Annotated in this window: 24 protein-coding genes; 9 read left to right on the forward strand and 15 right to left on the reverse strand. The window is 57.0% G+C overall.

What is annotated here, in order from left to right; genetic code table 11:
• Positions 1–118: 118 nt before the first annotated feature.
• The 3 genes from VNZ60_RS07755 to VNZ60_RS07765 all read right to left on the reverse strand — a co-directional run bounded on the left by VNZ60_RS07755 (position 119) and on the right by VNZ60_RS07765 (position 4,045).
• Entirely contained in the window at positions 119–2,176 is a 2,058-nt protein-coding gene (locus tag VNZ60_RS07755) for a S46 family peptidase (protein WP_325657847.1), read from the reverse strand.
• Between the two features lie 83 nt (positions 2,177–2,259).
• On the reverse strand, positions 2,260–3,498 hold the full coding sequence (hmpA, locus tag VNZ60_RS07760) for an NO-inducible flavohemoprotein (protein ID WP_325657926.1): 1,239 nt from the start codon (positions 3,496–3,498) through the stop codon (positions 2,260–2,262).
• Positions 3,499–3,598: 100 nt separating this feature from the next.
• Positions 3,599–4,045, reverse strand: a complete 447-nt coding sequence (locus VNZ60_RS07765) for an RrF2 family transcriptional regulator (RefSeq protein ID WP_325657848.1) — start codon at positions 4,043–4,045, stop codon at positions 3,599–3,601.
• A gap of 322 nt (positions 4,046–4,367) precedes the next feature.
• On the opposite strand from VNZ60_RS07765, the gene VNZ60_RS07770 reads away from it, so the two are divergent.
• From VNZ60_RS07770 to VNZ60_RS07785, 4 genes are all read left to right on the forward strand, one after another.
• Positions 4,368–4,922, forward strand: coding sequence for a Csu type fimbrial protein (locus VNZ60_RS07770; RefSeq protein WP_325657849.1), 555 nt, complete (start codon positions 4,368–4,370; stop codon positions 4,920–4,922).
• An 8-nt stretch (positions 4,923–4,930) separates the two neighbouring features.
• Complete coding sequence (locus VNZ60_RS07775) at positions 4,931–5,677, forward strand: fimbrial biogenesis chaperone (protein ID WP_325657850.1); 747 nt, start codon at positions 4,931–4,933, stop codon at positions 5,675–5,677.
• A gap of 73 nt (positions 5,678–5,750) precedes the next feature.
• Complete coding sequence (locus VNZ60_RS07780) at positions 5,751–7,958, forward strand: fimbria/pilus outer membrane usher protein (RefSeq protein WP_325657928.1); 2,208 nt, start codon at positions 5,751–5,753, stop codon at positions 7,956–7,958.
• The gene (locus VNZ60_RS07785; protein WP_325657851.1) at positions 7,955–8,428 is read left to right on the forward strand and encodes a Csu type fimbrial protein; all 474 of its coding nucleotides are present in this window, start codon (positions 7,955–7,957) and stop codon (positions 8,426–8,428) included. The genes VNZ60_RS07780 and VNZ60_RS07785 overlap by 4 nt, the downstream gene beginning before the upstream one ends.
• Before the next feature lie 96 nt (positions 8,429–8,524).
• Here VNZ60_RS07785 and aceB read toward each other — a convergent pair whose 3' ends face one another.
• Complete coding sequence (gene aceB, locus VNZ60_RS07790; protein WP_325657852.1) at positions 8,525–10,111, reverse strand: malate synthase A; 1,587 nt, start codon at positions 10,109–10,111, stop codon at positions 8,525–8,527.
• A gap of 258 nt (positions 10,112–10,369) precedes the next feature.
• Between aceB and VNZ60_RS07795 the strand changes: the two genes are divergently transcribed.
• Positions 10,370–11,275: a LysR family transcriptional regulator gene (locus VNZ60_RS07795; RefSeq protein ID WP_325657853.1), complete on the forward strand. Its 906-nt coding sequence runs from the start codon at positions 10,370–10,372 to the stop codon at positions 11,273–11,275.
• A 328-nt stretch (positions 11,276–11,603) separates the two neighbouring features.
• Positions 11,604–12,326, forward strand: coding sequence for a TerC family protein (locus tag VNZ60_RS07800; protein WP_414648795.1), 723 nt, complete (start codon positions 11,604–11,606; stop codon positions 12,324–12,326).
• A 64-nt stretch (positions 12,327–12,390) separates the two neighbouring features.
• On the opposite strand, the gene fghA is transcribed toward VNZ60_RS07800, so the two are convergent.
• From fghA to alr, 4 genes are all read right to left on the reverse strand, one after another.
• Positions 12,391–13,248 (reverse strand): S-formylglutathione hydrolase, encoded by an 858-nt coding sequence (fghA, locus tag VNZ60_RS07805; protein WP_325657932.1) that lies wholly within the window; start codon positions 13,246–13,248, stop codon positions 12,391–12,393.
• A complete protein-coding gene (locus VNZ60_RS07810; protein WP_325657854.1) occupies positions 13,245–14,351 on the reverse strand; it encodes an S-(hydroxymethyl)glutathione dehydrogenase/class III alcohol dehydrogenase in 1,107 nt (368 codons plus the stop codon). Before VNZ60_RS07810 ends, fghA begins: the two co-directional genes overlap by 4 nt.
• Positions 14,352–14,419: 68 nt before the next feature.
• The gene (gene radA / locus VNZ60_RS07815; RefSeq protein ID WP_325657855.1) at positions 14,420–15,790 is read right to left on the reverse strand and encodes a DNA repair protein RadA; all 1,371 of its coding nucleotides are present in this window, start codon (positions 15,788–15,790) and stop codon (positions 14,420–14,422) included.
• Between the two features lie 92 nt (positions 15,791–15,882).
• The gene (gene alr, locus VNZ60_RS07820; RefSeq protein ID WP_325657856.1) at positions 15,883–16,959 is read right to left on the reverse strand and encodes an alanine racemase; all 1,077 of its coding nucleotides are present in this window, start codon (positions 16,957–16,959) and stop codon (positions 15,883–15,885) included.
• 199 nt (positions 16,960–17,158) lie between these two features.
• On the opposite strand from alr, the gene lplT reads away from it, so the two are divergent.
• Positions 17,159–18,421: a lysophospholipid transporter LplT gene (gene lplT / locus VNZ60_RS07825; protein ID WP_325657857.1), complete on the forward strand. Its 1,263-nt coding sequence runs from the start codon at positions 17,159–17,161 to the stop codon at positions 18,419–18,421.
• A gap of 53 nt (positions 18,422–18,474) precedes the next feature.
• On the opposite strand, the gene VNZ60_RS07830 is transcribed toward lplT, so the two are convergent.
• From VNZ60_RS07830 to tsaB, 4 genes are read right to left on the reverse strand one after another with little or no spacing between them, the layout of a single operon-like run.
• Complete coding sequence (locus tag VNZ60_RS07830) at positions 18,475–19,461, reverse strand: DUF1853 family protein (RefSeq protein ID WP_325657858.1); 987 nt, start codon at positions 19,459–19,461, stop codon at positions 18,475–18,477.
• The gene (locus VNZ60_RS07835) at positions 19,436–20,359 is read right to left on the reverse strand and encodes a uracil-DNA glycosylase (RefSeq protein WP_325657859.1); all 924 of its coding nucleotides are present in this window, start codon (positions 20,357–20,359) and stop codon (positions 19,436–19,438) included. Before VNZ60_RS07835 ends, VNZ60_RS07830 begins: the two co-directional genes overlap by 26 nt.
• Positions 20,356–20,841, reverse strand: coding sequence for a ribosomal protein S18-alanine N-acetyltransferase (gene rimI, locus VNZ60_RS07840; protein WP_325657860.1), 486 nt, complete (start codon positions 20,839–20,841; stop codon positions 20,356–20,358). The genes VNZ60_RS07835 and rimI overlap by 4 nt, the downstream gene beginning before the upstream one ends.
• Positions 20,838–21,542 (reverse strand): tRNA (adenosine(37)-N6)-threonylcarbamoyltransferase complex dimerization subunit type 1 TsaB, encoded by a 705-nt coding sequence (gene tsaB / locus VNZ60_RS07845; protein ID WP_325657934.1) that lies wholly within the window; start codon positions 21,540–21,542, stop codon positions 20,838–20,840. Before tsaB ends, rimI begins: the two co-directional genes overlap by 4 nt.
• Before the next feature lie 143 nt (positions 21,543–21,685).
• On the opposite strand from tsaB, the gene VNZ60_RS07850 reads away from it, so the two are divergent.
• On the forward strand, positions 21,686–22,108 hold the full coding sequence (locus VNZ60_RS07850) for a thioredoxin family protein (protein ID WP_325657861.1): 423 nt from the start codon (positions 21,686–21,688) through the stop codon (positions 22,106–22,108).
• Positions 22,109–22,131: 23 nt separating this feature from the next.
• On the opposite strand, the gene VNZ60_RS07855 is transcribed toward VNZ60_RS07850, so the two are convergent.
• From VNZ60_RS07855 to VNZ60_RS07865, 3 genes are read right to left on the reverse strand one after another with little or no spacing between them, the layout of a single operon-like run.
• Complete coding sequence (locus VNZ60_RS07855) at positions 22,132–23,046, reverse strand: LysR family transcriptional regulator (RefSeq protein ID WP_325657862.1); 915 nt, start codon at positions 23,044–23,046, stop codon at positions 22,132–22,134.
• Positions 23,047–23,091: 45 nt separating this feature from the next.
• Positions 23,092–23,430: a hypothetical protein gene (locus tag VNZ60_RS07860; RefSeq protein ID WP_325657863.1), complete on the reverse strand. Its 339-nt coding sequence runs from the start codon at positions 23,428–23,430 to the stop codon at positions 23,092–23,094.
• 49 nt (positions 23,431–23,479) lie between these two features.
• Positions 23,480–24,229: an ABC transporter ATP-binding protein gene (locus VNZ60_RS07865; protein ID WP_325657864.1), complete on the reverse strand. Its 750-nt coding sequence runs from the start codon at positions 24,227–24,229 to the stop codon at positions 23,480–23,482.
• Between VNZ60_RS07865 and VNZ60_RS07870 the strand changes: the two genes are divergently transcribed.
• Complete coding sequence (locus VNZ60_RS07870; RefSeq protein ID WP_325657865.1) at positions 24,228–24,932, forward strand: arylesterase; 705 nt, start codon at positions 24,228–24,230, stop codon at positions 24,930–24,932. The genes VNZ60_RS07865 and VNZ60_RS07870 overlap by 2 nt on opposite strands.
• Positions 24,933–25,031: the final 99 nt, after the last annotated feature.

Consider the following 25,031-nt stretch of genomic DNA (forward strand, 5'->3'; position numbering starts at 1 on the left):
CCAGGGCCGGCTAGCATGTGCAATGAAAAAATCCCTCCCGGCGTCGCTGCCAGGAGGGATTCATTATAAGTACTAATTGCAAAACCTTGGCGCTGTTTTACCGGCTTCTGTCAGTGCCTCAATGCGCCTGGATTTCCTTGACCAGCTCGCCACTGCCATAGACCTTGCCCAAGGTTTCCAGAATGGCGCCGCTATGCACTGCAATCGAACGATTGGTGCGTGGATCGAACCAGAATGCTCCACCCAGCGAATGGATATTGCCGTCGAAAATCAGGCCGACGATTTCACCGCTGCGATTGATCATTGGGCTGCCTGAATTACCGCCGATGATGTCGTTGGTGGTGGCCAGGTTATACCGCTGCGCCAGATTCAGCTTGCTCTTGGCGCTATCCCAGGACGCAGGCAAGGCAAACGGATCAGCGCCGGTGTCGCGCTCGAACGCACCGCCAATAGTGGTGAACGGCGCGATTTTTTTATCGCCGTCTTGCCAGCCTTTGACTTCACCATATGACAGGCGCAAGGTGAAAGTGGCGTCCGGATAGGCGCTGGTGCCCTGCTGAGCAAAACGTGCCTGGGCGATCAGTTCGGAGTTCTTTTGTTGTACCGATTCCACTTCTTTTTCATAGCGCTTGCGAATTGCACGCGCGACCGGATCGAGCGCCAGCTCCATCTTGATAAACGGATCGTCGGATTTCAGGATAGCTTCTTTGCCGCCCTGCCACAGTGCCTTGCGCACCGCCGGATCGCCCAGCTTGGTATGGTCGATCAAAGCAGCGCTAAGTTGATCCGGCGATTGTTTGCCGAGCACCTGTTTGACGACGGGATCATCGGTACCGAGGATTTCGCGCAACTTGGTGAGCGAAAAGCCGAGCATCACTTTTTCGTATTCCGGATACACCGGTGCGGTCGAAAACAACTCTTGCTCAAGTTCAGGCAGCTTGGCGTCAGCATATTCCGGCAGGCGCTCGCCGTTCGGCTTGGCCCGTTCTTCCGCACCGCGTACCAAAGCCTGCGCGTAACTGAAGTACTTGCTGTAGAAACCGCGGCCGCCTTCAATCATGTTGTAAGGCGCTTCGATCTGGCGATAGGCTTGCTGCGACGCGGCGATGACGTCCCAAGCACCGCCGATCTTGGCTTGCAACGCTGGCTGCTGCGATACGAATTGACGCAAGGCGGTTTCCTCATCCTGCTTTTGCTTCATCAATACCGGATCTTGCAAGGCGCTGAGACGTCCTCTGTATGCCTTGTAAGCATTTTCCACGCCGAACAAGGCATGCTCGGCGTTACGCGCTGCTTCTGGACTATTTTTGCTGTACTGCTCCAGTACACCGCGCATTTCTGCCAGTCGAATCACATTATTGACTAACGTGAGATCGCGCAAAGTGGTCAGTTGCGATACTGTCAGCTGCCGTTGCGTCGAGCCTGGCTGGCCGGTGACGAATACCATTTCGCCCTCTTCCGCACCGCTTTTGCTGAACGGGAAATAATTCTCGATCCTGGCTGGCTTGCCGCCTTCGTAGGCGCGCAACAGAGTGATGTCGAGGTCGTAGCGCGGGAAGTTAAAATTGTCGGGATCGCCGCCGAAAAACGCTGCGGCCTTTTCCGGCGCCCAAACCAGGCGCGTATCCTGGAAACGATGGTATTTATAGACTTGGTATTGACCGCCGTGATACAGGTCGACGACGTCGCACCGCACGGTTTCCTTGTCGTTGCCGACACAGGCTGAAGTCAGTTTGGCTTTGACTGCATTTTGCGCATTCTTGAAAGCCGCACCATCCAGGCCTGCGGTCGCGCTCTTGACTTCAGTAGTGACGTCGGTGATTTGTTCCAGCCGGTTCAATTCGATCTCAGGGCAGCTCAGTTCTTGCTCGCGGCCCTTAGCCAAAAAACCGTCCTTGATCAGATTTTTTTTTGCTGTCGATAACTGATCCAGGCACTCGGACGCGCAGTGATGATTGGTCATCACCAGCCCATCTTTCGAAACGAAGGAGGCCGAGCAGCCACCGGCAATCCGCACCGAACCCAGCATGGTGCGCTTGATCCAGCCTTCGCTCGGCGTAAATCCGTATTCGGCCTGCATCTTCGCCTTCGGCAAATTATCTAAAGTCCACATTCCCTCCGCTGCCATCGTCATGCCTGGCGCCAGCAGTGCTGCAAAAAGCCAATGAATTCGCATCGTCTTCCCTATCAATAATAAATTTTTAGGAGTGAAACATTACCACAATGCAATACGAAGCGTCATCATCGGCATGTTGTGCGTTATTGCAGGTGCTGCAGCAAGGACGGGCCAAATACTTCCTGCTGAATCTGATGGGCCGCTACACCGCGCGCCAGCAAGGCCTCGCGCTGGATCTGCATGAACGGCGTCGGTCCGCACAAGAAATAAGAACCGTCATGCGGCAGCAAGGCGTCCGGCAATTGCGCCAGCTGCAAATAGCCCTGCTGCTGATAATCCTGTTGCAGGCGATCGTCGGCGGCCGGTTTTTCATAGGCGATATGCGAGCGCATCTGTGCATGCCGACGGCGCAGGTTGTTCAACTCGCCCTTGAGCGGATGGTGGCGGCCATTCAGCGTGGCGTACAAGAAATTGACCGGCCGTTGCGGGCTCTGCTGCAAGCTGCTGTGCAATATGCTCATCATCGGCGTGACACCGACGCCGGCGCTGATCAGCACCAATGGCGTGTCGTCCTTTTGCGGCAAAACAAAATCGCCGCATGGCGGACTGACCCACAGTACATCGCCTTCCCGATACTGCTCATGCAACAGGTTCGATACCAGGCCGGCCGGATAGGCAGCAGCTGCCTGTCCATCCGCATCGGCGCTGCCCTGCTCGCGCTTGACGCTGATGCGCCAGTGGCCGTTGTCCGGCGCATCGGACAAGCTGTACTGGCGTAGCTGACGCAAGGCCAGTTGTTCGATATTCACCGCGACGCTGATGTATTGACCCGCCTGGAAACTCGGCAGCGCACTGCCGTCGCTTGCCTGTAAATAGAAAGAGCTTACGGTATCGCTCTCCTTTTGTTTACGGACCACGGTGACCGAGCGAAATTCGCCAGGTTCGACGCCATGTGCCTGATACTGCTTGCGCTCTTCCTCGATCAAGGCCGCAGCCAGCAAACCGTAAGCCTCTGCCCATGCGGCCATCAGTTCTGGCGTTGCCGCGGCACCGAGGATTTCTGCAATCGCTTCCAGCAAATGTTTGCCGACGATGGGATAGTGCTCTTCCCGAATCCCCAGGCTGACATGCTTTTGAACGATACGGCTGATCACCGGCGCCAACGCTTCGGGATTATCGATATTGGCGGCGTAAGCAAAGATCGCAGAAGCCAGTGCCTGTTGCTGCTTGCCGGACTGCTGGTTCGGCATATTGAAAATATTCTTGAGCTCAGGATGGGCGGCAAACATGCGCTGGTAGAAGCAGCGAGTAATGGTCAGCCCATGTTCACGCAAGACAGGAACGGATGCGACGATATAGGGACGGGAAGCGGCGGAAAGCACGGGGGAAGCCATATAAACACTCCTATTGTGACATTTAAAATACTACAATTAATTTAAAAAAATGCGCCGCGCGATGGCGGCGCTCCGGTTTTCGACAGGATCAAGCCGCTGCCGTCGGCTGAAAATGCATGCGCGTGATGACGCTGGAGGTTGGTGGCAGGACCAACTCAGCCAGGTTGTGCCGGTTCATGCCGGCATAAAATTCTTGCTGGCCGATATCCAGCACGCGCTTCAGATGACAACTGCCTTTTAAAACGCAAGGCGGTTTGTCGCAATCGACCAGGCCGCCGTGCCCTTCCAGAGCACTGAGAATATCGCCCAGATACAAACTCGCCGGCGCCTGCGCCAGTCGCAAGCCGCCGTTGCGGCCCGGGGTTGCGCTGATCCAGCCCAGCTTGACCATGCGGTTGACCACCTTATTCAGATGATTCTTTGGAATATCGAAGTAAGCCGCCAGCTCGCCAACGGTAATCACGCCTTGTTCCGGCGTCGCCGCCAGATACATCAAGACGCGCAAGCCGAAATCGGTGAATTTGGTGAATTGCATGGTTTTGTTTCCTGCTGACGGCAGAAAGTCTCGATGGAATGACACCATCATATTATTGTTGCATTTAAAAAGCAACAATAAATATTTTTGTTAAAAAAACACATTTATTGACTACAACATTAATCTGATGGAAACTTAAGCAAGCTATTATTTTTTTAACAAAACTCAATAGCCCTTGACGCAGCTACCCTATGATGTTACTAGTAATCCAAAGAAACATTTCCTTAAGGAAAATTTAATAGAGAGGATGCTATACATAACAAATGTTCAAGCAAGCGCTTGGATTTCCATAAAGCAATAAAATGTGAGTTGGAGATTTGTCATGAAAAGATTTGTTCGGAACGGCATTTTGCTTATCGCATCGGCAGTCGCATCGCTAGTCGTATCCTTAACCGCATCGTTAATTATCAATACCAGCGCCTCGGCGACCACCGCTACCGCCACCATGACCAACACGGTCACCATCACCAATAACTGCAGCATCTCCGCCCTCGGCTTCACGACGACCTATGACCCGATCGTCACCAATGCCACCACAAACCAGGACGTCACCGCCAGCGTCACCACCACCTGCACCGTAGGCGCCTCTCCGGAGATTACGCTCGGACAGGGAGCGAATGCGAATACCGGTTCGACCGACGCCGTACCGTTGCGCCGCCTTAGCAGCGGCGGCGGCACTCCCGTCTTTCTCAACTATGCCTTGTATTCCGATTCCGGCCGCTCGGTCACTTGGGGCAACACGGTAGCAACCGCGCCTACGGCCGTCACGGCTACCGGCAGCGCTACGCCGATCACGATTTATGCGCGGGTGCCATCCGGCCAGTCTGTCAAGGCCGCCACTTATACCGACACGGTAGTTGCCACCGTCACTTTTTAGGATGGTCGATGATGCCCAATCTGAATCTATGGCGGGCTGCCTGGCAGCCCGCGCTGGTCTTGTGCCTGGCTTCTGCGCAGACTGCTGGCGCCGCCTCGTTCAACGTTAATCCGATTGGTTTCGACCTGAACGCGGAGCGCGCTTCCGGCGTGCTGCAAATCAGGAACACCGGCGATCAAGCGGTGCGTATACAAGTCTCTGCCGTCGACTGGAGCACGGATGGCCGCCAGGAAGTGCTGGCGGACACCGACGCCCTACTGTTGAATCCGCCGATCTTTGCGATAGAGCCGGGACAAACCCAGTTTCTGCGTTTCGGCGTGCGCCACCCCGAGAATTCGGCAACCGAGAAAAGCTACCGCTTGCTGCTCGACGAGGTGCCGCCCAGCGGTCCGCAGGCACCGGGCTTAAAAACTTTGCTGAGGGTCAGCATTCCGGTATTCATTGTCCCGCAGAAAAAACAGGAAAGGATTTCCTGGCAGTTAAGACGGCAAGCCAAAGGTTTAATACTGGTGGCGGCCAATGACGGCAACGTCCATAGCAAGATTATCGGTATCCAGCTGAAGAACAGTGATAGCGATAGCCAGGATGGCCTGCAAATCAGCACGCCTGCCTACGTATTGCCAGGCCAGCACAAGGAATGGTCTCTGGCAAACGGCAAAATCCGTGCCGGCGCGGTCCGACTGCAAGTTCAGACAGATAAGGGCGAGATTGAAGAACACCTCATGCTGGAGGCTGACCAAGTATCTAGCCGCTAGCCTGATCGCATGTCAAATCCCCGCTCTGGCAGCAGCTGACAAGTCAGTCGCAGAACAGGAAATCATCTTGGCTGTGGTCGTCAACGACAAAAAATTGACGGACACAGCGGTGATTGTACGGACTGCTGCTAGCGGCATCATTGTGCCGGCGCGGTTATTGATTGACGCTCGCTTGCGCTTGCCAGATGGCGCCGCCGTCAGCAGCCATCAGGAAAATTATTATCCGCTGACAGCGCTGCCGGGCGTGCGCGCGGAGATCGAGGCAAGCACCCAGACACTGAATATCCATGCGCTGCCAAGCGCTTTCATCGATTCGGAACTCAACCTTGGCGATCACCAGCCTTTGCTGCTGCAAGCCGCGGAAACCGGCGCTTTTTTAAACTACGACATCAACTACGCCAGGGGCCAGGAGCGCAGCAATCTTTCCGGTCTGGCGGAAGTGGGCGTGTTCAGCGGCGGTGGAATTTACACCAGCCGTTTCGTCGGCCAGGACTTGACCGGCCAGCGTTCGCTGTTTCGGCTCGACAGCCAATACACGCGGGATTTTCCGCAGCAACAGACTACGCTGGTGGTCGGCGACAGCATTACCGGCAACAGTTCTTTATCGCGCCAGGTATATTTCGGAGGGCTCCAATGGCGGACAAAATTCTCGACCGTTCCGGGTTACCAGGCAATCCCGCTGCCGGCGTTCAGCGGTACCGCGGCGGCCCCCTCGGTGGTCGACATCTACGTGGATAACATCCTGCGCCTCAAACAAGCTGTCGACACCGGCCCGTTCACGATCAACAACCTGCCGGTCTACGCCGGCCAAGGCAATGTGCAAATGGTGGTGCATGATGTGCTCGGGCGGCAGCAGGTCTACACGCAGGGCTACATCACCAGCGCCCAGTTATTACGGCAAGGCAGCAAGGATGTCTCTTACGAAGCCGGCGCACTGCGCAACAATTTCGGCAGCAAGGACAGCGACTACGGCCGCGTGTTCAGCTCCGCCACCGTGCGTTACGGCGTCAGTAATGCCAGCACCGTCGAAAGCCACGGCGAGATCATGCGCGGCCGCGAATCGCTGGCTGTCGGCGCTACCTTTGCAATCAGCGATATCGGTTTGTTGAGCAGCGGCCTGGCAGCCAGCAATTCGGAACGCGGCAGCGATACCGAGCAATATATGCAATTCGATCGCCAGGGTAATCAATATGCCGTGACCCTGCGCGCGCAAACCGCCGGTCGGCGCTTTTGGCAGTTGGGTTTGAGCGATGATGTTCTGGCGCCGGCGCAGCAATTCCAGGCGCAAGCCAATGTCGCGCTGGGCGAGCGCACTAATTTCTCGGCAGGCTATCTGAGCCAGACCAACCGCATCCAGGATAATGTGCGCGCGATCAATGCCGGCCTCAACGTTAACTTGCGGCAGAACGGCAGCATCAGCATCGGCTTGCTGAAATCGCTGACACAGGATCGCTTGCTTTCTGCCAACGTGGTCTGGGTCATCGCGCTGGAACATCAAAGTTTCCTGCAGCTAGTGGCCAGCGGCCAGCGAGGCAGCAAATACATGAGCGCCGAATACCAGCAAACCGCACCGCAAGAAGGTGGCTGGGGTTATCGCGCACGCAAGGCTGTGTTCGATAACGGCGGCGAAGATGTCGGCGCCAATTACATCGGCAGCAACGGCGAATACATGCTGAGCGCGAATCACGTGAATCGACAAAACAATCTGCAGCTTGAGGCGCGCGGCGGCGTCGCCCTGCTCGGCGGCCACGTCCGGACGACCCGCTGGCTGGATCAAAGTTTTGCCATGGTCGAAGTCCCGGTCAGCCAGCCCATCGATATCTACGCCAACAATATCAAGGTCGGCCGGACTGACAAATATGGCGTCGGTTTTATTCCTCGCCTGATCCCCTACGAATCCAACACCGTTTCCCTGGACGACGCCAGGCTGCCGCTGTCGATGTCGCTGGACCTGGCTCAGAAATCGGTCACACCCGGCTACCGGACCGGCAGCCTTTTGAAATTCAGCGCGCAGCAAAACCAGAGCGCAACCTTGATCCTGGTCGATGAGAACAATAAACCCTTGGATACCGGCACCCGGGTGTATGTCAATCGAAGCAGCAGCGCGCAGGAAGTCGCGCTGCGTGGCCAGGTTTTTGTCGCGGCGATCGACTATCCGGCAGAAGTCGTGGTGCGTGATAACGGCTCAGGCATAAGGTGCCGCTTCAATATCGATGTTCAACCAAAAACAGACATTTTCCCGGTGCTCGGACCTTATATCTGTTCTCAGGAGATGAAATGAAATCTTGCTTGAAATGGCTGGCAGCTATAGCGGCCCTGACGCTCCCGCTCAGCGCCTATGCACTGCTGTCCACCTGCACCGTCAGCGCGACCGGCATTTCATTCCCCGCCTATGCTTCGCCTGGCGTCGCCAACTCCGACAGCACCGGCGACATCGCCGTCACCTGCACCGCAACTCTGGTAGCAGGGACCGGCAACTACACCATCGCCATCAGTACAGGAAGCGGCACTTTTACCAATCGTAAAGTGACATCGGGCGCCAATTTCCTCGACTACAATATATACACCGACAGCGCCCGTTCTATCGTCTGGGGCGACGGCACGGGAAGCACGCAAATGGTGTCCGACAGCTACACGATCCTGCTGACCCCGACCACCCGCCATTACACACCCTACGGCCGCGTGCCTGGAAGCCAGAACAAGCCAGCTGGAACCTACACCGATACCGTGACCGTCACAATTACCTACTGAGCAGATCCGATCTATCGCTCGCCGAGGACAAAAAAAACCGATCTCTCGATCGGTTTTTTGCTCGGCATGTGCGGCTCAACAAGCCACAACTCCGATTTAGATTTCTTCGTACAGCGGCAATGTCAGGAATTCGGCAAACGATGCCGATGTCGACATTTCTTCGAAGATCTTCGCAGCGCGATCATAAGTAGCGCCATCGCCAACCAGCGCCTTGACCTTCGCCAGCTCTTGCGGAATCATCGCCACCACCATTTCGGCGGTCACTTTCTTGCCGTCTTCCAGCACGCCCTTGGTCGAGCGGATCCATTGCCATACTTGCGCGCGGCTGATCTCGGCGGTAGCCGCATCTTCCATCAAATTGTGGATCGGCACGCAACCGTTGCCGGCCAGCCAGGCGCCCAGATAGTGGATGCCGACGTTGATGTTGTAACGCAGACCGGCTTCCGTGATCGGCGCTTCCGGTTTGAAGTCGAGCAGATCGGCGGCGCTGACATTGACGTCCTCGCGCTGCTTGCTGATCTGGTTCGGCTGGTCGCCCAATACCTTCTTGAATTCGGTCATGGCCAGCTCTACCAGGCCCGGATGAGCGACCCAGCCGCCGTCGTAACCGTCGGTGGCGTCGCGCGCCTTGTCGGTACGCACGCCGCCCATGGCGATCTCATTCTTCTCGGGATCGTTCTTGATCGGGATCAACGCAGCCATGCCGCCGATCGCTGGCGCATTGCGCTTGTGGCAGGTCTTCAGCAGCAGCAATGCGTAGGAGCGCATGAACGGCGCCGTCATGGTTACCTTGGCGCGGTCGGCCAGGCAGAAGTCCTTGTCCAGCTTGAATTTCTTGATGCAAGAGAAAATGTAATCCCAGCGGCCGGCGTTCAGGCCTGAGCTATGTTCGCGCAGCTCGTACAGGATCTCATCCATTTCGAAAGCGGCCAGAATGGTTTCGATCAGGACGGTGGCCTTGATCGTACCCTGCGGCAGGCCAAGTTCGTTCTGGGTCATCACGAAGATGTCGTTCCACAGCCGCGCTTCCAGGTGCGATTCCATCTTCGGCAGATAGAAATACGGGCCGGCGCCGCGCGCCAGTTGTTCCTTGGCGTTGTGGAACATGAACAAGGCGAAATCGAAAATGCCGCCGGAGATGCGCTTGCCGTCGACCAGCACGTGCTTCTCGTCCAGGTGCCAGCCGCGTGGGCGCACCACCAGGGTTGCCACCTTGTCGTTCAATTTGTAAGACTTGCCGTTCTGCTCCAGCGAAATCGTCTTGCGGATGGCGTCACGCAGATTGATCTGGCCGGTGATCTGGTTATCCCAGACTGGCGAATTCGAATCTTCGAAGTCGGTCATGTAGCTGTCGGCGCCGGAGTTGAAGGCGTTGATCACCATCTTGCGCTCGACCGGGCCGGTAATTTCGACGCGGCGGCATTCCAGGGCGGCCGGGATCGGTGCGATCTTCCAGTCGCCGTTACGGATATGCGCGGTTTCAGGCAAGAAATCCGGGCGCTCGCCGGCATCCAGGCGTTTGGCGCGCTCTACGCGTACTGCCAGCAATTCCTGACGACGGGTTTCGAATGCGCGGCTGAGTTTGGCGACCAGCGCCAGTGCATCCGGCGTCAGAATCTCGGCGTATCCAGGTTCAATCGCGCCCTTGATTTCCATCCCTGCTGGCAGTGTCAGTTGAGTCATGCTTTGCTCCTGTTGGTTCTATGAAATGTTTATTTAATCTCTGCAACGGTCCGGACCACAAGCTATTGTGCGCCGCTACATTCTGTTTTTCACCATGCTGGATATGCAAAATCCTGAATGGCATTATCTAATTTTTACGCTATATAGTATATTTAAACCAAATCATCATAGGTGGAACGATTTATCATTTGATCTATGTGTTTTAGTCACAAGTGAGCTTAGCACAGCCTTCACATCTAACAAACCCGGATCGGCGACATGGATCAATTCAAGCAGATTTCCACTTTTGTCGAGGTAGCCGCCAAAGGCAGCCTGTCGGCAGCAGCACGCGCCGAAGGCATCGCTCCGGCCATGATCGGGCGGCGGCTGGATGCATTAGAGGAACGTCTCGGTGTGAAGCTTTTGCAACGTACCACCCGCAAAATCGCACTGACTAACGAAGGCGAAGCCTTCCTGGAGGATTGTCAGCGCATCTTGTCCGACCTGGAAAACGCCGAAACGGCGGTCTCGGAGCGCAGCGCACACGCCAGCGGCCATTTATTGATTTCGGCGCCGGCCGGATTCGGACGGCAGCACGTGGCGCCGCTGATGCCGTCTTTCCTCACCGAGCATCGCGACGTCACCCTCACCCTTAACCTGAACGACCGCGTGGTTGACCTGATCGGCGAAGGAATCGACGTTGCAATCCGCATTGCGTCGCTCTCGGATTCGTCGCTGATCGGCGCCAAGCTGGCGGACAACAAACGTATCGTGGTGGCCTCGCCGGCCTACATCAAACGCCACGGCAAACCGCGCAGCGTCGACGATTTGCAAAAACACAATTGCCTGGCGATCAGCGGCGAAGGCAGCCAGCGCGGCTGGAGTTTCCGCCAGGGCGGCAAAATTGTCACCGTCAAGGTGGCTGGCAACATGGTTTGCAACGATGGTCAGGTCTTGCACGACTGGGCACTGGCTGGCAAAGGGCTGGCGTGGCGCTCGATGTGGGAAGTCGGCAGCGAGATCGAAGCCGGCAAACTGGTCACGGTGCTGGACGAATTTGCCGCGCCGGGCAACGACATCTACGCGGTTTTCGCGCAACGGCGCCATCTGCCTTTGCGGATCCGGGTGTTTGTCGATTTCTTGCGGCGCGCCTATGCCCAGCCGGATTACTGGCGCCACGGCTGAGCTGAATTTTCTAAACCACGCCTCCACTTTTTTATCCGCTGATGTACAATAGCGCCCAGCCGCACGGCATGTCGCCTGCGGCGCCCTCTCAAAGGGGAGTAGCTCCTGAACATTGATCGACGTGCTTTATTCGTTGCCCAATGTTCTGCAAGGTAGTCGTCATCACGGAACAGGCACAACGCCTGCGCCCGGTTACCTTGGCAGCAACGCTGTTGAGCAAGACCTTTGTCAGCATGGATTCCATGCAGGCAATGTGTCGCGTATACTCTCGCCATTCCTGATGTTGTCCATGCCAGAGGCCGTTTATCAACCCTGTCGGAGACACTTTATGGATTTTTCTGGTTTACTCTCAATGCTGGGCATGGCTGACTGGAATGCAGGTGCATTCTTCGCCGCACTGCTGGCTATCGTCGTTATCGACCTGGTGCTGGCCGGCGACAACGCCATCGTGATTGCGATGGCAGCCCGCAACCTGCCCGATCATCTGCGTCGCAAAGCAATTGTGTGGGGCACCATGGGTGCAGTCGTCACCCGGGTGCTGATGACGATAGGCGTGGTCTGGCTGTTGAAGGTACCGGGCTTGCTGATGGTTGGCGGCGTCGCCCTGCTGTGGATAGCCTACCGTCTGCTGACGCAATCGGATGACGGCGAAGCGCATGGTGTGAAGGCGACCACCATGGCCGCCGCACTAAAAACCATCATCATCGCCGATACCGTGATGGGCATCGACAATGTTTTGGGCGTGGCCGGCGCCGCCAAAGGAAGCATGGCTTTAGTGATTATCGGTTTGCTGATTTCGGTGCCGATCATGGTCTGGGGTTCGACCCTGGCGCTGAAGCTGATAGAACGCTTTCCGGTCACGATCTTTATCGGCGCGGCAATCCTGGTATATACCGCGATGCACATGATCATCGCGGAACCGATAGCGCAGCCATTGTGGGATAGCATCCCCGGCTTGAGCTACATCGCTTACGCGATTGGTTTTGCCGTCGTACTTGGCGGCGGCTGGGCGGTCTCCAGACGACGCGGCGGCGAAAAAATCGCTGAATAAAACCAACTAAAACCAACTAAAACCAACAGCCCCGCCTGATCATCTGGCGGGGGCTGTTTTTAATTCAAGACTTCTGATTTGCCGTCAGTATGCGCTGATGAAAAGCCAGATGATCCTCGATCAAAGTCGAAATGAAATAATAACCGTGGTCATATGCCGGGTGACGGCGCAGTGTCAGGCTCTGCCCCACCTTCGCGCAAGCGGCTTCAAACTGTTCCGGCAATAATTGCTCGGCCAGAAATTTATCCCCCAATCCCTGATCGATCAAGATCTCCTGCGGAAACGGCTTCTGCAGCCGCAGCATCAACTGCGTCGCATCGTAAGACTGCCAGTCCGCCCGATCCGCTCCCAGGTAATTGCCAAACGCTTTCTGTCCCCACGGACAAAGGCTGGGCGCAGCAATCGGCGCAAACGCCGACACTGAACGGAACACATCCGGATTACGCAGAGCCAGCACCAGCGCGCCATGCCCGCCCATCGAATGGCCAAAGACGCCGATGCTGTCGGCTTGCGCCGGGAACTCTTGGACTATGGTTTGCCGCAACTCATGCAATATATAAGAGTACATCCGGAAATGCGTCGCCCACGGCGCTTGTGTCGCGTCCAGATAAAAACCGGCGCCGTTGCCGAAATCCCAGCTAGCGTCAACACCGGCGATCCCGGTATCACGCGGGCTGGTGTCGGGCGTCACCAGCATGATGCCGTGCTGCGCCGCGTAGCGTTGGGCGCCGGCCTTGATCATGAAGGTCTCTTCAGTGCAAGTCAGACCGGCCAGATAAAACAGCACCGGTACCGGAGCCAGCCTGGCTTGCGGCGGCTGGAACACGGAAAACCGCATGGGCAAACCGATCTCAGCCGACTGGTGCCGGTAAAACTCCTGCTTGCCGCCGAAGCAGACGTGTTCGCTGATCAACTCCATCAGTAAATCACGACCGAACGGATCGATTCGCCGCTTTTCATCAGATCGAAACCTTCGTTGATACGCTCCAGCGGCAGGCGATGGGTAATCAAGTCATCGATATTCAGCTTGCCGTCCATATACCAGTCGACGATTTTAGGCACATCGGTGCGGCCGCGGGCGCCGCCGAACGCCGAACCCTTCCAGACGCGGCCAGTCACCAGCTGGAACGGCCGGGTGCTGATTTCCTGACCGGCGGCAGCGACGCCGATCACGATCGATTGGCCCCAGCCCTTATGGCAGCACTCCAGCGCCTGGCGCATGGTAGTGGTGTTGCCTATGCATTCGAAGCTGTAGTCGGCGCCGCCATCGGTCAGGCCAACGATGGCATCGACCACGTTTTCGACTTCCTTGGGATTGATGAAATGGGTCATGCCGAATTTGCGCGCCATCGCCTCGCGCGCCGGATTGATATCGACGCCGATGATCTTGTCGGCGCCAACCATGCGCGCCGCCTGGATCACGTTCAAACCGATGCCGCCGAGTCCGAACACCACCACATTGGCGCCCGCTTCGACCTTGGCGGTGAACAGCACTGCACCGACGCCGGTAGTGACGCCGCAGCCGATATAACAAACCTTGTCGAACGGCGCATCTTCACGGATCTTGGCCAGGGCGATTTCCGGCACCACGATGTAATTGGAAAAAGTCGACGTGCCCATGTAATGGAAAATCGGCTTGCCGTCGATGGAAAAACGGCTGGTGGCGTCCGGCATCAAGCCGCGCCCCTGGGTCGAACGGATCGATTGGCACAGATTGGTTTTCTGCGACAGGCAGAATTTGCATTGGCGGCATTCCGGCGTATAGAGCGGAATCACGTGATCGTTCTTTTTCAGGCTCTTGACGTCCGGCCCGACATCGACCACCACGCCAGCGCCTTCGTGGCCCAGGATCGATGGGAAAATACCTTCAGGATCGGCGCCGGACAAGGTGTAGTAATCGGTATGACAGATGCCAGTGGCCTTGATCTCGACCAGCACCTCACCGGCGCGCGGGCCGCCCAGTTCGACTTCCTCGATAGTCAGTGGCTGACCGGCTTTCCATGCGATAGCTGCTTTGGTTTTCATGTTGCTGACCTTTACCAGAATGAAATTGGGAATACAGGATTATTCGGGATTAACGGTAATCTTGCCAACTACTCGGCGTCGCGTATCTTGCTCAAAGCGTCATCGATACGCTCCACACCGATCACTTTCAAACCTTCGATGTCTTGTTTTGGCATATTCGCCTTGGGAATCATGGCAATCGAAAATCCCAGCTTGGCGGCTTCACGCAAACGTTCCTGACCGCGTGGCGCCGGCCGGATTTCACCCGCCAGGCCAACCTCGCCAAATACCACAAGGCCACGCGGCAACGGTCGGTTGCGCATCGATGAATTGATCGCCAGCAGCACCGCCAGATCGGCTGCCGGTTCGGTGATCTTGACGCCGCCGACGGCATTGATGAACACGTCCTGATCGAATGCGGCAATCCCTGCATGCCGATGCAACACAGCCAGCAGCATCGCCAGCCGATTCTGCTCCAGCCCGACCGACAGCCGGCGCGCATTCGGCACATGCGAGGCATCCACCAGCGCCTGGATCTCAACCAGCAGCGGCCGTGTCCCCTCTTGCGTCACCATCACGCAAGAACCAGGCACCTGGTTATCGTGCTGCGACAAGAACAGCGCCGAGGGATTCGAGACCCCTTTCAAGCCCTTTTCCGTCATGGCAAAAACACCCAGCTCATTGACCGCGCCGAAGCGATTCTTGAAGGCCCGCACCAGGCGGAAGCTGGAATGGGTGTCGCCCTCGAAGTACAACACCGTATCGACAATATGCTCCAGCACCCGAGGCCCTGCCAAGGCGCCTTCCTTGGTCACGTGACCGACCATGATGATGGTGATGCCGGATTGCTTGGCGACACGCGTCAATTGCGCGGCACATTCGCGCACCTGCGCAACCGAGCCGGGAGCCGAACTGAGCGCATCCGAATACACGGTCTGAATCGAATCGATGACCGCTACTTCAGGTTTGTGTTCCACCAAGGTATTGAGAATTTTTTCCAGCTGGATTTCAGCTTGCAGCTTGAGATCCTTGGCGTCCACCGCCAGCCGCTTGGCGCGCAGAGCGATTTGCGCGCCGGATTCTTCGCCGCTGACATACAGCACCTTTTTCAATTTCGACAGGTTCGCCAGCGCTTGCAACAGCAGCGTTGACTTGCCGATGCCAGGATCGCCGCCGATCAGCACCACGCCGCCCGCCACCAGGCCGCCGCCCAACACCCGGTCGAACTCCTCGATGCCGGTGCCGAAGCGCGGCACGTCGATCGCTTCAATATCGGCCAGGGTCATCACCGGCGCCGTCTGCGCCAGGCCCTGATGCTGATTGGAAAAACGGTTGCCGACCGCTTCGACGATGGTTTCCACCAGGGTGTTCCATTGCCCGCACGACGGGCATTGACCGGTCCATTTATTGGCGACGCCGCCGCATTCGGTGCAGGTGTAATTGGTTTTAGCTTTTGCCATTCGGTTCTACAATCTTTTTCAGTGGACTCACCAGGACTTGCCAGGGCTTACCATTTTTATATCGGCAGGGGTAACTCAAACCTGCCGCGCCGTCACAAGTCCACCACTCTAACCCTTGCAGCCAAAGCGCACATCAACTCATATCCTATGGTACCGGCCGCATGCGCCACCTCATCGATCGGCAAGCCGTTACCCCACAAGGTCACCGCGCTGCCGACCCCGGCGCCCGCCACATGGCTCAGATCGACCGAAAGCATATCCATCGATACCCGCCCGACGGTTGCGGTGCGCACACCGTCGACCAGCACCGGCGTGCCGTTCGGCGCATGGCGCGGATAACCGTCCGCATAACCGCAGGCAACCACGCCGACGACCATCGGTGCTGCCGCGACAAAGCGGCTGCCGTAGCCGATCGCCTCGCCGGCGCCGACGCGCTGGATGCCGATAATCTTGCTGCTCAGCGTCATCGCCGGTTTCAGGCCGAACTGTTCAGCGCTGGCGCCGCCGGGACTGGCCCCATATAACATGATGCCCGGCCGCACCCACGCCGACTTCAGTTCCGGATGCATCAGGTCTGCGGCGGAATTGGCGATGCTGCGCTCATCGCTCAGATCCGCGACGCCTTGTTCGAACTGCTGCATCTGCTGCTGCAATGGCAAACCTGGATTCAGCGGATCGTCGGCATTCGCAAAATGCGTCATCAGCGTGATCTTGCGCACCGCAGGAATCGCTTGCAAACGCTGGTAGGCAGCGCGATAAGCCTCTGGCTTGAAACCGAGCCGGTTCATGCCGCTGTTCATTTTCAGATGGACATCCAGCGGACCGCTCAACCCGGCCCGCTCCAGCCAGACGATCTGCTCGCTGCAATGCACGGCAAAGTCGAGCCTGGCCCGCGCTACGGTTTCAAGATCGGCGGCGTCGAAGACACCTTCCAGCAGCAGGATCGGCTTTTGCCAACCCAGCTCGCGCAAACGCAAGGCATTTTCCGGTTCAATCAGGGCCAGCCCGTCCGCTTCCGCAAAGCCGCGTATGCCGCGCTCCAATCCATGACCGTAAGCATTGGCCTTGACCACTGCCCAGATTTTCGCTTCAGGGGCATGCGATTTGGCGATACGCAGGTTGTGACGTAGAGCAGAAATATCGATGGTGGCGACTAAGGGTCTGGGCATGGATTTGCTGGATTTATGAGAATGCGTTGTGAGGATTCGTAGAGCGCTCTATTTTACCGGATGCACCGGCGATGATGGATTGGCAATACCAATAAATCCGCGGAACGTTTTCTCTTTTGCATCCCTCATAATCACGAATCGGTCATATTTTCATGGTATAAAGCAGGCCGGGGACACATTGTTACATTCTGGGATGCGGATGAATCGCGGTTTTTACACCATCATGGCAGCGCAGTTTTTTTCTTCGCTGGCCGACAACGCCCTACTCATAGCGGCAATCGCCTTACTGGCTGAAATGTCCTCGCCGGACTGGATGACACCGTTACTGAAATTGTTTTTTGTCCTGTCTTACGTGCTGTTGGCCGCTTTTGTCGGCGCTTTCGCCGATTCACTACCCAAAGGCCGGGTGATGTTCATCACCAACATGATCAAGATTTCCGGCTGCCTGATGATGTTCGTCAACGTCCATCCGCTGATAGCGTATGGTGTGGTCGGCTTCGGCGCGGCCGCATATTCGCCCGCCAAATATGGCATCCTGACTGAATTGCTGCCGGCGGAAAAACTGGTGGCGGCGAATGGCTGGATCGAAGGCTTGACCATGGCTTCCATCATTCTCGGCACGGTACTCGGCGGGGCTCTGGTCAGCCCGCACGTGGTTTCCGTCATGTTGCAATGGCATATACCTGTATTCAATTGGCATCTGAACACGCCGACTCATGCGGCGCTGATGGTAATTGGTTTGCTGTATCTGATCGCCACCGGTTTCAACCTGAAAATCCCCGACACCGGCGCCCGCTACCCACATCAGCAACACAGGCCAAGCAAGCTGATCGTCGACTTTGCCAACTGCTGTGCGATCCTGTGGAAAGATAAGCTGGGACAGATTTCACTGGCCGTCACCACCTTGTTCTGGGGCGCCGGCGCCACTCTGCAATTCATTGTGCTGAAGTGGGCCGAAAAATCGCTAGGCATGCCGCTCGACAAAGCCGCCATTTTGCAGGGCGTAGTGGCGTTTGGCGTCGCCATCGGCGCCGGCGCCGCAGCACGCATGATCCCGCTGAAAAAATCGCTGACCGTCATGCCCATGGGGATTGTGATGGGCGTGGTCGTGATGGCAATGACCATCGTGCATTCGGTCTGGGTCGCCTATCCCTTGCTGATCATCATCGGCGCACTGTCCGGTTATTTCGTGGTGCCGATGAATGCGCTGCTGCAGCATCGCGGCCACGTGCTGATGAGCGCGGGTCATTCGATCGCGGTACAGAATTTCAATGAAAACCTGTCGGTGCTGACCATGTTGGTGCTGTATGCATTGATGATCAAAATTAATCTCGACGTGAATATCGTGATTTTTCTGTTCGGCCTGTTTGTTGCCGGCATCATGCTTCTCATCATGCGCAAGCATGCGGCCAATCAACGCGAACATGATTCGCTGGCCTTGATTGGTGAAGTCAAGCATTAGAAAACAGCACAACTCGGGCGAGCCTGCGATCGACTCGCTATCTGGGAAACCGACTAGGGGTTCAAATGACGCTGGGCTGCTGCCCGCCCCGCCCAGTCGTCCGGTACCACAAAACCCCTGCGGGTTTCCAGTCCGTAGCCAGCTTCAACGCGCAAAGTCGCCAACAACACCGGCGAGGCATCTGTAGCGAAATGCTGCGACAGAGCCAGGCGCGCATCTGCCGCGCTGAGCGCATGTTCAAGCGCTATTTTTGCCGGCGCCAGCCAGCGCAGGCGCGGCAATATCTGATACATGGCTGACGGCTCCAGTTGCAACGCTGACAAGCTGCACCAATAGCCGCGGCAGGCGTTGGCGGATACGCCAAGGACAGCCGGCGGAGACAAGTGATCATCGGGATAAAACAACCAGCCCTTCACCAGCGCCTGGGCCGAAGCGAGCGACTCGCTTAGATGAATCTGCGCCGCAGGATGCAGAGACAAAGCCAGCTGGCGCTGCAAAATCTTTTGCATTTTTGCACCCAGCGAATCTGCCAGATTGGGGCCGAGAAAATCATCCGCTTGCAGGCTTTCACCGCTAGTCTCAAGCAAATAGAATTTGGTCGCGAACTCCCAGTGGACCATGCCGCCGTTGAGCCGCAACAAGAAATCGAATTCACCTATGGTGTCGTTCTTGCTGGCCCGGACTTGTACGCTATGCGCCACCAGCATTTGGCGTTGCTCAAAGTAGAACGCCAGCAGTTTTTCTGCATACAGGCCGAGCCGCGTCGATGGCAGGCTGCCGATATAGCGATGCAAGGCCTGCAGTTTTTCCGGGGTCTGCTCCAGTTCGCTCAGCCATGCGGCCAGATTGGCGTCAGCGTAGCTGGCGATCTTCCCTTGCCACTGAACAGCCTGGGGATCCAGCAGATCAGGTGCATCCAGCAACCATGCCAGCGCCCTGACATGGGGATCGAGCAAATGATTCCAGCGCCGGTGAAACTGTTCCTGGCAAGCGCTGACAGGCGCCGCCGAAGGATCATTCACCGACGTTGGCATCGACATTGGCAAAAGCGCTCATGGCCAGGCATAGATCGCTCCAGACCTTGCCCTTGTCGGCCAGCTGACGCAACAGATAGGCCGGATGATAGGTCACCACCAAAGGGCGATCGGCGTAGCGATACACAGTGCCGCGCAGCTTCGAGACCGGCGTCGCCGGATCGAGCCCGAGCAAGGACAGGGCCGCAGTCTTGCCCAGCGCGACCAGGATGGTTGGCTGGATCAATTCGATCTGGCGCTGCAGATACGGCAGGCAAGCCGCCACTTCGTCAGCCGCAGGCGGACGGTCACGCCCTGTACCGTCGGTGGGCCGGCATTTGACGATATTGGCGATGTAAGCGTTTTCACCGCGCTTCAAGCCCATCGCCAGCAGAATATTGTCGAGCAACTTACCGGCCGGGCCGACGAACGGCTCGCCCTGGATATCCTCGTTGCGTCCCGGGCCTTCGCCGATAAACAGCCATTTTGCCTTGCTGTCGCCGACGCCGAACACGGTATTTTTACGTCCATGGCAAAGTCCGCAAGCAGTACATCCGGCTACGGCTTTTTGCAATTGATGCCAGTCCATGGCTGCCGGGGAATCCGCAATAGCGATGCTGACTATGGGCGAAGATGGCGACTCATCGTCATCGCCCCAGGCCGAAACGGCGGCTTTATTCACCGGCGCGCTATGCCCCTGAGTTGCTACTGCCGCTACCGTTGCCACTTCGGCACGCGGCTCCTGTTGCAGAACGGCCGTCGGCGCCGCAAGGATTTCCGCTGCCGGCGCAAACGTCTGCTCCAGCGCAATATCGGCATCAATCAAATCTGTACCCGGCAATTCAACAGCGCCATCGCGCCGCAACCAAAGCGGGCCGAGGCCGATCTCATCGAGAAAGACGCTGCGCCTGGTCATCTGACTCATAAGGGCAACCTCATCACGATGGCTTCTTCGCGCTTGTCGCCAGCCGCCGGATAATAATCTCGGCGGCGGCCGATCTCGACAAAACCGTAGAGCTGATAAATCGCAATCGCGCGCGTGTTCGACGGCCGCACTTCCAGCAATATCGATTGCATCTGCAATTGATGCGCCAGGATGCACACTTTATCGAGCAGCATTTTGCCGACGCCGCGCCCGTGCATATCGCCGTGCACGCTGATATTCAACAGATGCGCCTCATCCAATGCCGGCATCATGAAAAAATAACCCAGCAAGACCTGCGCCGCATCCCGCAATACCCAGCATTGATAACCGCTCTGGATCGAATCGACAAAATTGCCATGGGTCCAGGGATGGGAATACACATCCTTTTCGATCGCCACCACTTCATCCAGATCCTCGATACGCATCGCGGCAAACGACAGTGGCCGCAGCAAATCGGGAGTTGACCGTACATTCGCGCTCATGGGATCACCTTAGCGGCGCGCTCGGCAATGGTGAGGGCCACTTTGTTACGTAAATACAGGGGTTGCGCGTCCACCGCACTCAAGCCACGGCCTTGAGCTAGTGCAACGCTGCCCAGTTGGGCGATCTGGCTGGCGTTCGGCATCACAGCCGGCAAGCCGCCGGCGGCAAACGAGGCCGGTGCAAACGCTTCCGCATACGCCGCCAAGCCATTGCCGCAGGCTTGCAGCGTCCCGCTCTGTGTCGGCAAGGGTGATACCTGTTCCGGCGCAGATAAAGTCGGCTCGACAATCACCTGCCAGAGATTATCGGCAAACCGATATTGCGCCCAATAGACTTCGCCCATGCGTGCATCTAACACCGCCAGCACCTCATCGGCGCCGTTCAGGTCGCGGCAAGCTTGCGCCATGGCGGCCAGCGTCACCACCGGCAACACCGGCAAATCGGCGCCGAACGCCAGCCCCTGGACAATGCCGCAAGCGGTGCGTACTCCCGTGAACGAGCCGGGGCCAACGCCGAAAGCCAGCGCATCGCATTGCGCCAGGCCTATCCCAGCCTCGGCCAGCAAGCTTTGCACCATAGGCAAGATGGCAAGAGAGTGCGTCTGGACACCCGCTGATTCGCGGGTAATCATATGGCCGTCGCGCAATAAGGCGGCGGAGGCCAGTTCGGTAGATGTTTCGATGGCAAGAATGGTCTGCATGGGCGGTATTTTACCGCGCCAGACGCTGCTTCGGCTGCACTCTGCATGATTGAAACGGGCCAGATCGGCGCCAAATGCCCTGAGCCGCCCGAAACCGGTGGTATTCAAGCGAAATCCTGCGCGCTCACTGTAAAATATCGAGCATGCTGATCCTGACACTCAACAACGACAACCATCAAGAACTTGCTACCACTCTGGCCGACGACGGTTGGGTAGTGGCCTGTCTGTGCGCCGCCTGGTGCGGCAGTTGCCGGGAATATTTCACGAATTTTACGGCGCTGGCGCAACGCCACCCGCAGCTGCAATTCGCCTGGATCGACATCGAAGACCAGGCCGAGCTGATCGGCGATCTCGATGTCGACAATTTCCCTACCCTGCTGATACAGCGCGGGGATGTCGTGACGTTCCTGGGGCCGGTCGAAATGGATCTGCACCTGGCTGAACGAATCCTGCTGGCGCAAATGAGCAAAAGCGCTGAAGAATTGCGGCTTGAAGCCCAGAGCAGCGCCGAACGTCGCCATTGGCAGCTGGAAGGTAATTTATTGCGGCGCTTGACGGATGCCTGATTCGCTGAGGACTGCGTAATTGGTCAAGAGGCAAGCCAGGGATCGCAATCGGGATGCGGAAATTGCGCCATCATGAAATCGACAAAACTACGCACTTTGGCTGACAACAGGCGCCGGCTCGGATACACCAGCCGCACCGCCACCTTGTTGATTTGATAGTCTGGCAGCACCCGCACCACGCGCCCCGCCACCATATCGTCGCCCAGCGTATACGAAGTGCGCATGCCGATCCCCATTCCGGCCAGCAGGCAGTGCCGCAGCAAATCGGTATTGTTCGACATCACTTTGCTGGTGATCGGAATAATCGAAGTGCCTTGATCCGACTGGAAAGTCCAGTGATGGCGCAGATGTTCCAAGGAAAAATTCAGGCAGGAATGCTGCGCCAGGTCCTCCGGCACCTGCGGCACGCCATGTTCGGCAATATAAGCCGGCGAGGCGCACAACAACACTTCCGCGATACCGAGTTGACGCGCCACCATGCTGGCGTCGAATTTCTGGTTGACCGAAAAAACGCCGACATCGAAACCTTCTTCGATCAGATCGACGGTGCGATCCGACAAGGTCACATCCAGCTGGACGTCGGGATATTGTTTTGAGTAGAGCGGCAGCAAACGCGCCAACTGCGTCTGGCCAAAACCTATCTGTGAATAGATGTTCAAAGTGCCGGCCGGCTTGCTCGACAACACGGAAGCCGCGGCTTCCGCTTCGTCGATCTCATCCAGAATCTGCCGCACCCGTTCCAGATAAGCCTGGCCCGGTTCGGTCAAAGCCATGCGGCGCGTCGATCGATGCAGCAAGCGAATCCCGAGATGGTTTTCCAGATCGGCAACCAGGCGCGTCACTACCGCATTCGACATATCCAGTACTTGAGCGGCGCCGACAAAGCTGCCCTGCTCCACCACCTTCGCAAAAACCCGCATTGACTGCAAGCGATCCATATTCCCTCGTCCTATCTTATGCGCGGGGCGGCATAAAACACTGTTTCATTTACTAATCAAGGCCACGACAGCGACCACCAGCCCCAGCAGCGCGACGCCAAGCGCACATCCGCACAGCAAGCTGGTGCGCCGTAATCTGGCATCGGCCTGTTGCACTTCCTGTTCCAGCAATGGCAACGCGGTTTTCAATTGCTCGGCGAGCGCCTTGATGTCACCGACATTTTGCAGCGATGCCGTCTGCAGCTCGCTTACCTGTTGCTGCAAAATCTGGATCTGACTCTCTTCTGTATTTCCTTTACGGCGGGTAAACACCGGCACCGTAGCCGAAATAATATCGCCAACATACGGCAGGATTGCCTTTGTTACCGAAATCCAAGTCGACATGTACTTTCCTCCAAATTTCACTCCCTAGGTTTCAACAACTCTTTCCGGCTTATTGAAATATCTGTACATCTGCAGCGGTGGTATCGCCCGGCCGCAACAAACGACCGGCGGCGATGGTGATGGTCTGCCGACACTGCATGGCGATCGATGCATCATGCGTCACCAGAACCAGGGTTGAGCCGCGTTCCTGATTCAGATCAAACATCAACTGGATAACAGCATCGCCGGTAGCTGCATCGAGGCTGCCGGTGGGTTCGTCGGCAAACAATAGCGGCGGCTCGGTGACGAAAGCGCGCGCCAATGCTACCCGTTGTTGTTCACCGCCGGATAAATATTTCGGATAATGCTGCAGACGCGTCGCCAGGCCGACTCGCTCCAGCTTGGCTTGCGCCTTCTCCCTGGCATCTTTGTCGCCGCGCAATTCGAGCGGTAACATGACGTTTTCCAACGCGCTCAAATGACTCAGCAACTGGAACGACTGGAATACGAAACCGAGCTTCTCTTTACGCAAGCCCGCGCGGCCATCTTCATCCAGGGAAAAAATATCGTTGCCGTCGATATGCACGGTGCCGGAGGATGGCGTATCCAGCCCGGCCAGCAAGCCGAGCAAGGTCGATTTACCAGAACCGGAGGCGCCGACAATCGCCAGCGTGGTACCGCCCTGGACGTTAAAATTGATATCATCAAGAATCACCAGCTCGCCGCTGGCGTCGGCAACACGTTTGGTCAAGTGTCGGACATCGATGGCCGGCGCTTTGGACTTTACCGTTTCAGAAATAACAGAAGAGGACTGATGCATGCAGATTATCGACTCCGGGTTGGGGAATGGTTTTCAGAACTTAATCGAAGGCTCGCTCAGCAAGACTCGCAGCAAAATCGTCGGCAGCTTGCGGCTGGCTGCCCTGCTGCTTGGCCTGCTCGGTCTAGTATGGACGAACAGTGCCTATTCTGCATCAAATTCAATACTGGTGTTAGGCGACAGTCTTTCGGCAGAGTACGGGCTGGCGCGCGGCAGCGGCTGGGTTGCCTTGTTGCAGCAACGTCTGAAATCAGAAAACCTTGACAGCAGCATCACCAATGCCAGCATCAGCGGCGAAACCAGTAGCGGCGGCAAGACGCGCTTACCGGCACTGCTGCAACAGCGGCCGGATATTGTCATCATCGAGCTTGGCGCTAACGACGCCCTGCGCGGCTTGCAATTAAGCGCCACCGAAAACAATCTGCGGGCAATGATCAGCGCCGCGCAGCAAGCCAAGGCGAAAGTCCTGCTGGTGGGCATGCGGATTCCGCCCAACTACGGGCGCGATTACACTGAAAAATTCTTTTCGCTGTATGCGACGCTGGCAAAACAAACCAAGGTGCCGCTGGTTCCTTTCCTGCTGGACGGCATAGCGGACAAACCTGAGCTGTTTCAGGCGGATCGGATACACCCTGTTGCCCAGGCGCATCCGATCATGCTGAACAATGTCTGGTCAGGATTAAAACCGCTTCTGGCCAAGTAGCGTCAATGCGGCGTTTTCAAGAAGCGATTTAGCAGAAACTCCCAAAATTGGATTCTTCCAGGAGAAATCGCGCTTATTTATATATGAGATTCATATGAG

It is taken from the genome of Collimonas sp. (genome assembly GCF_035566375.1).
GTDB lineage: Bacteria > Pseudomonadota > Gammaproteobacteria > Burkholderiales > Burkholderiaceae_D > Collimonas.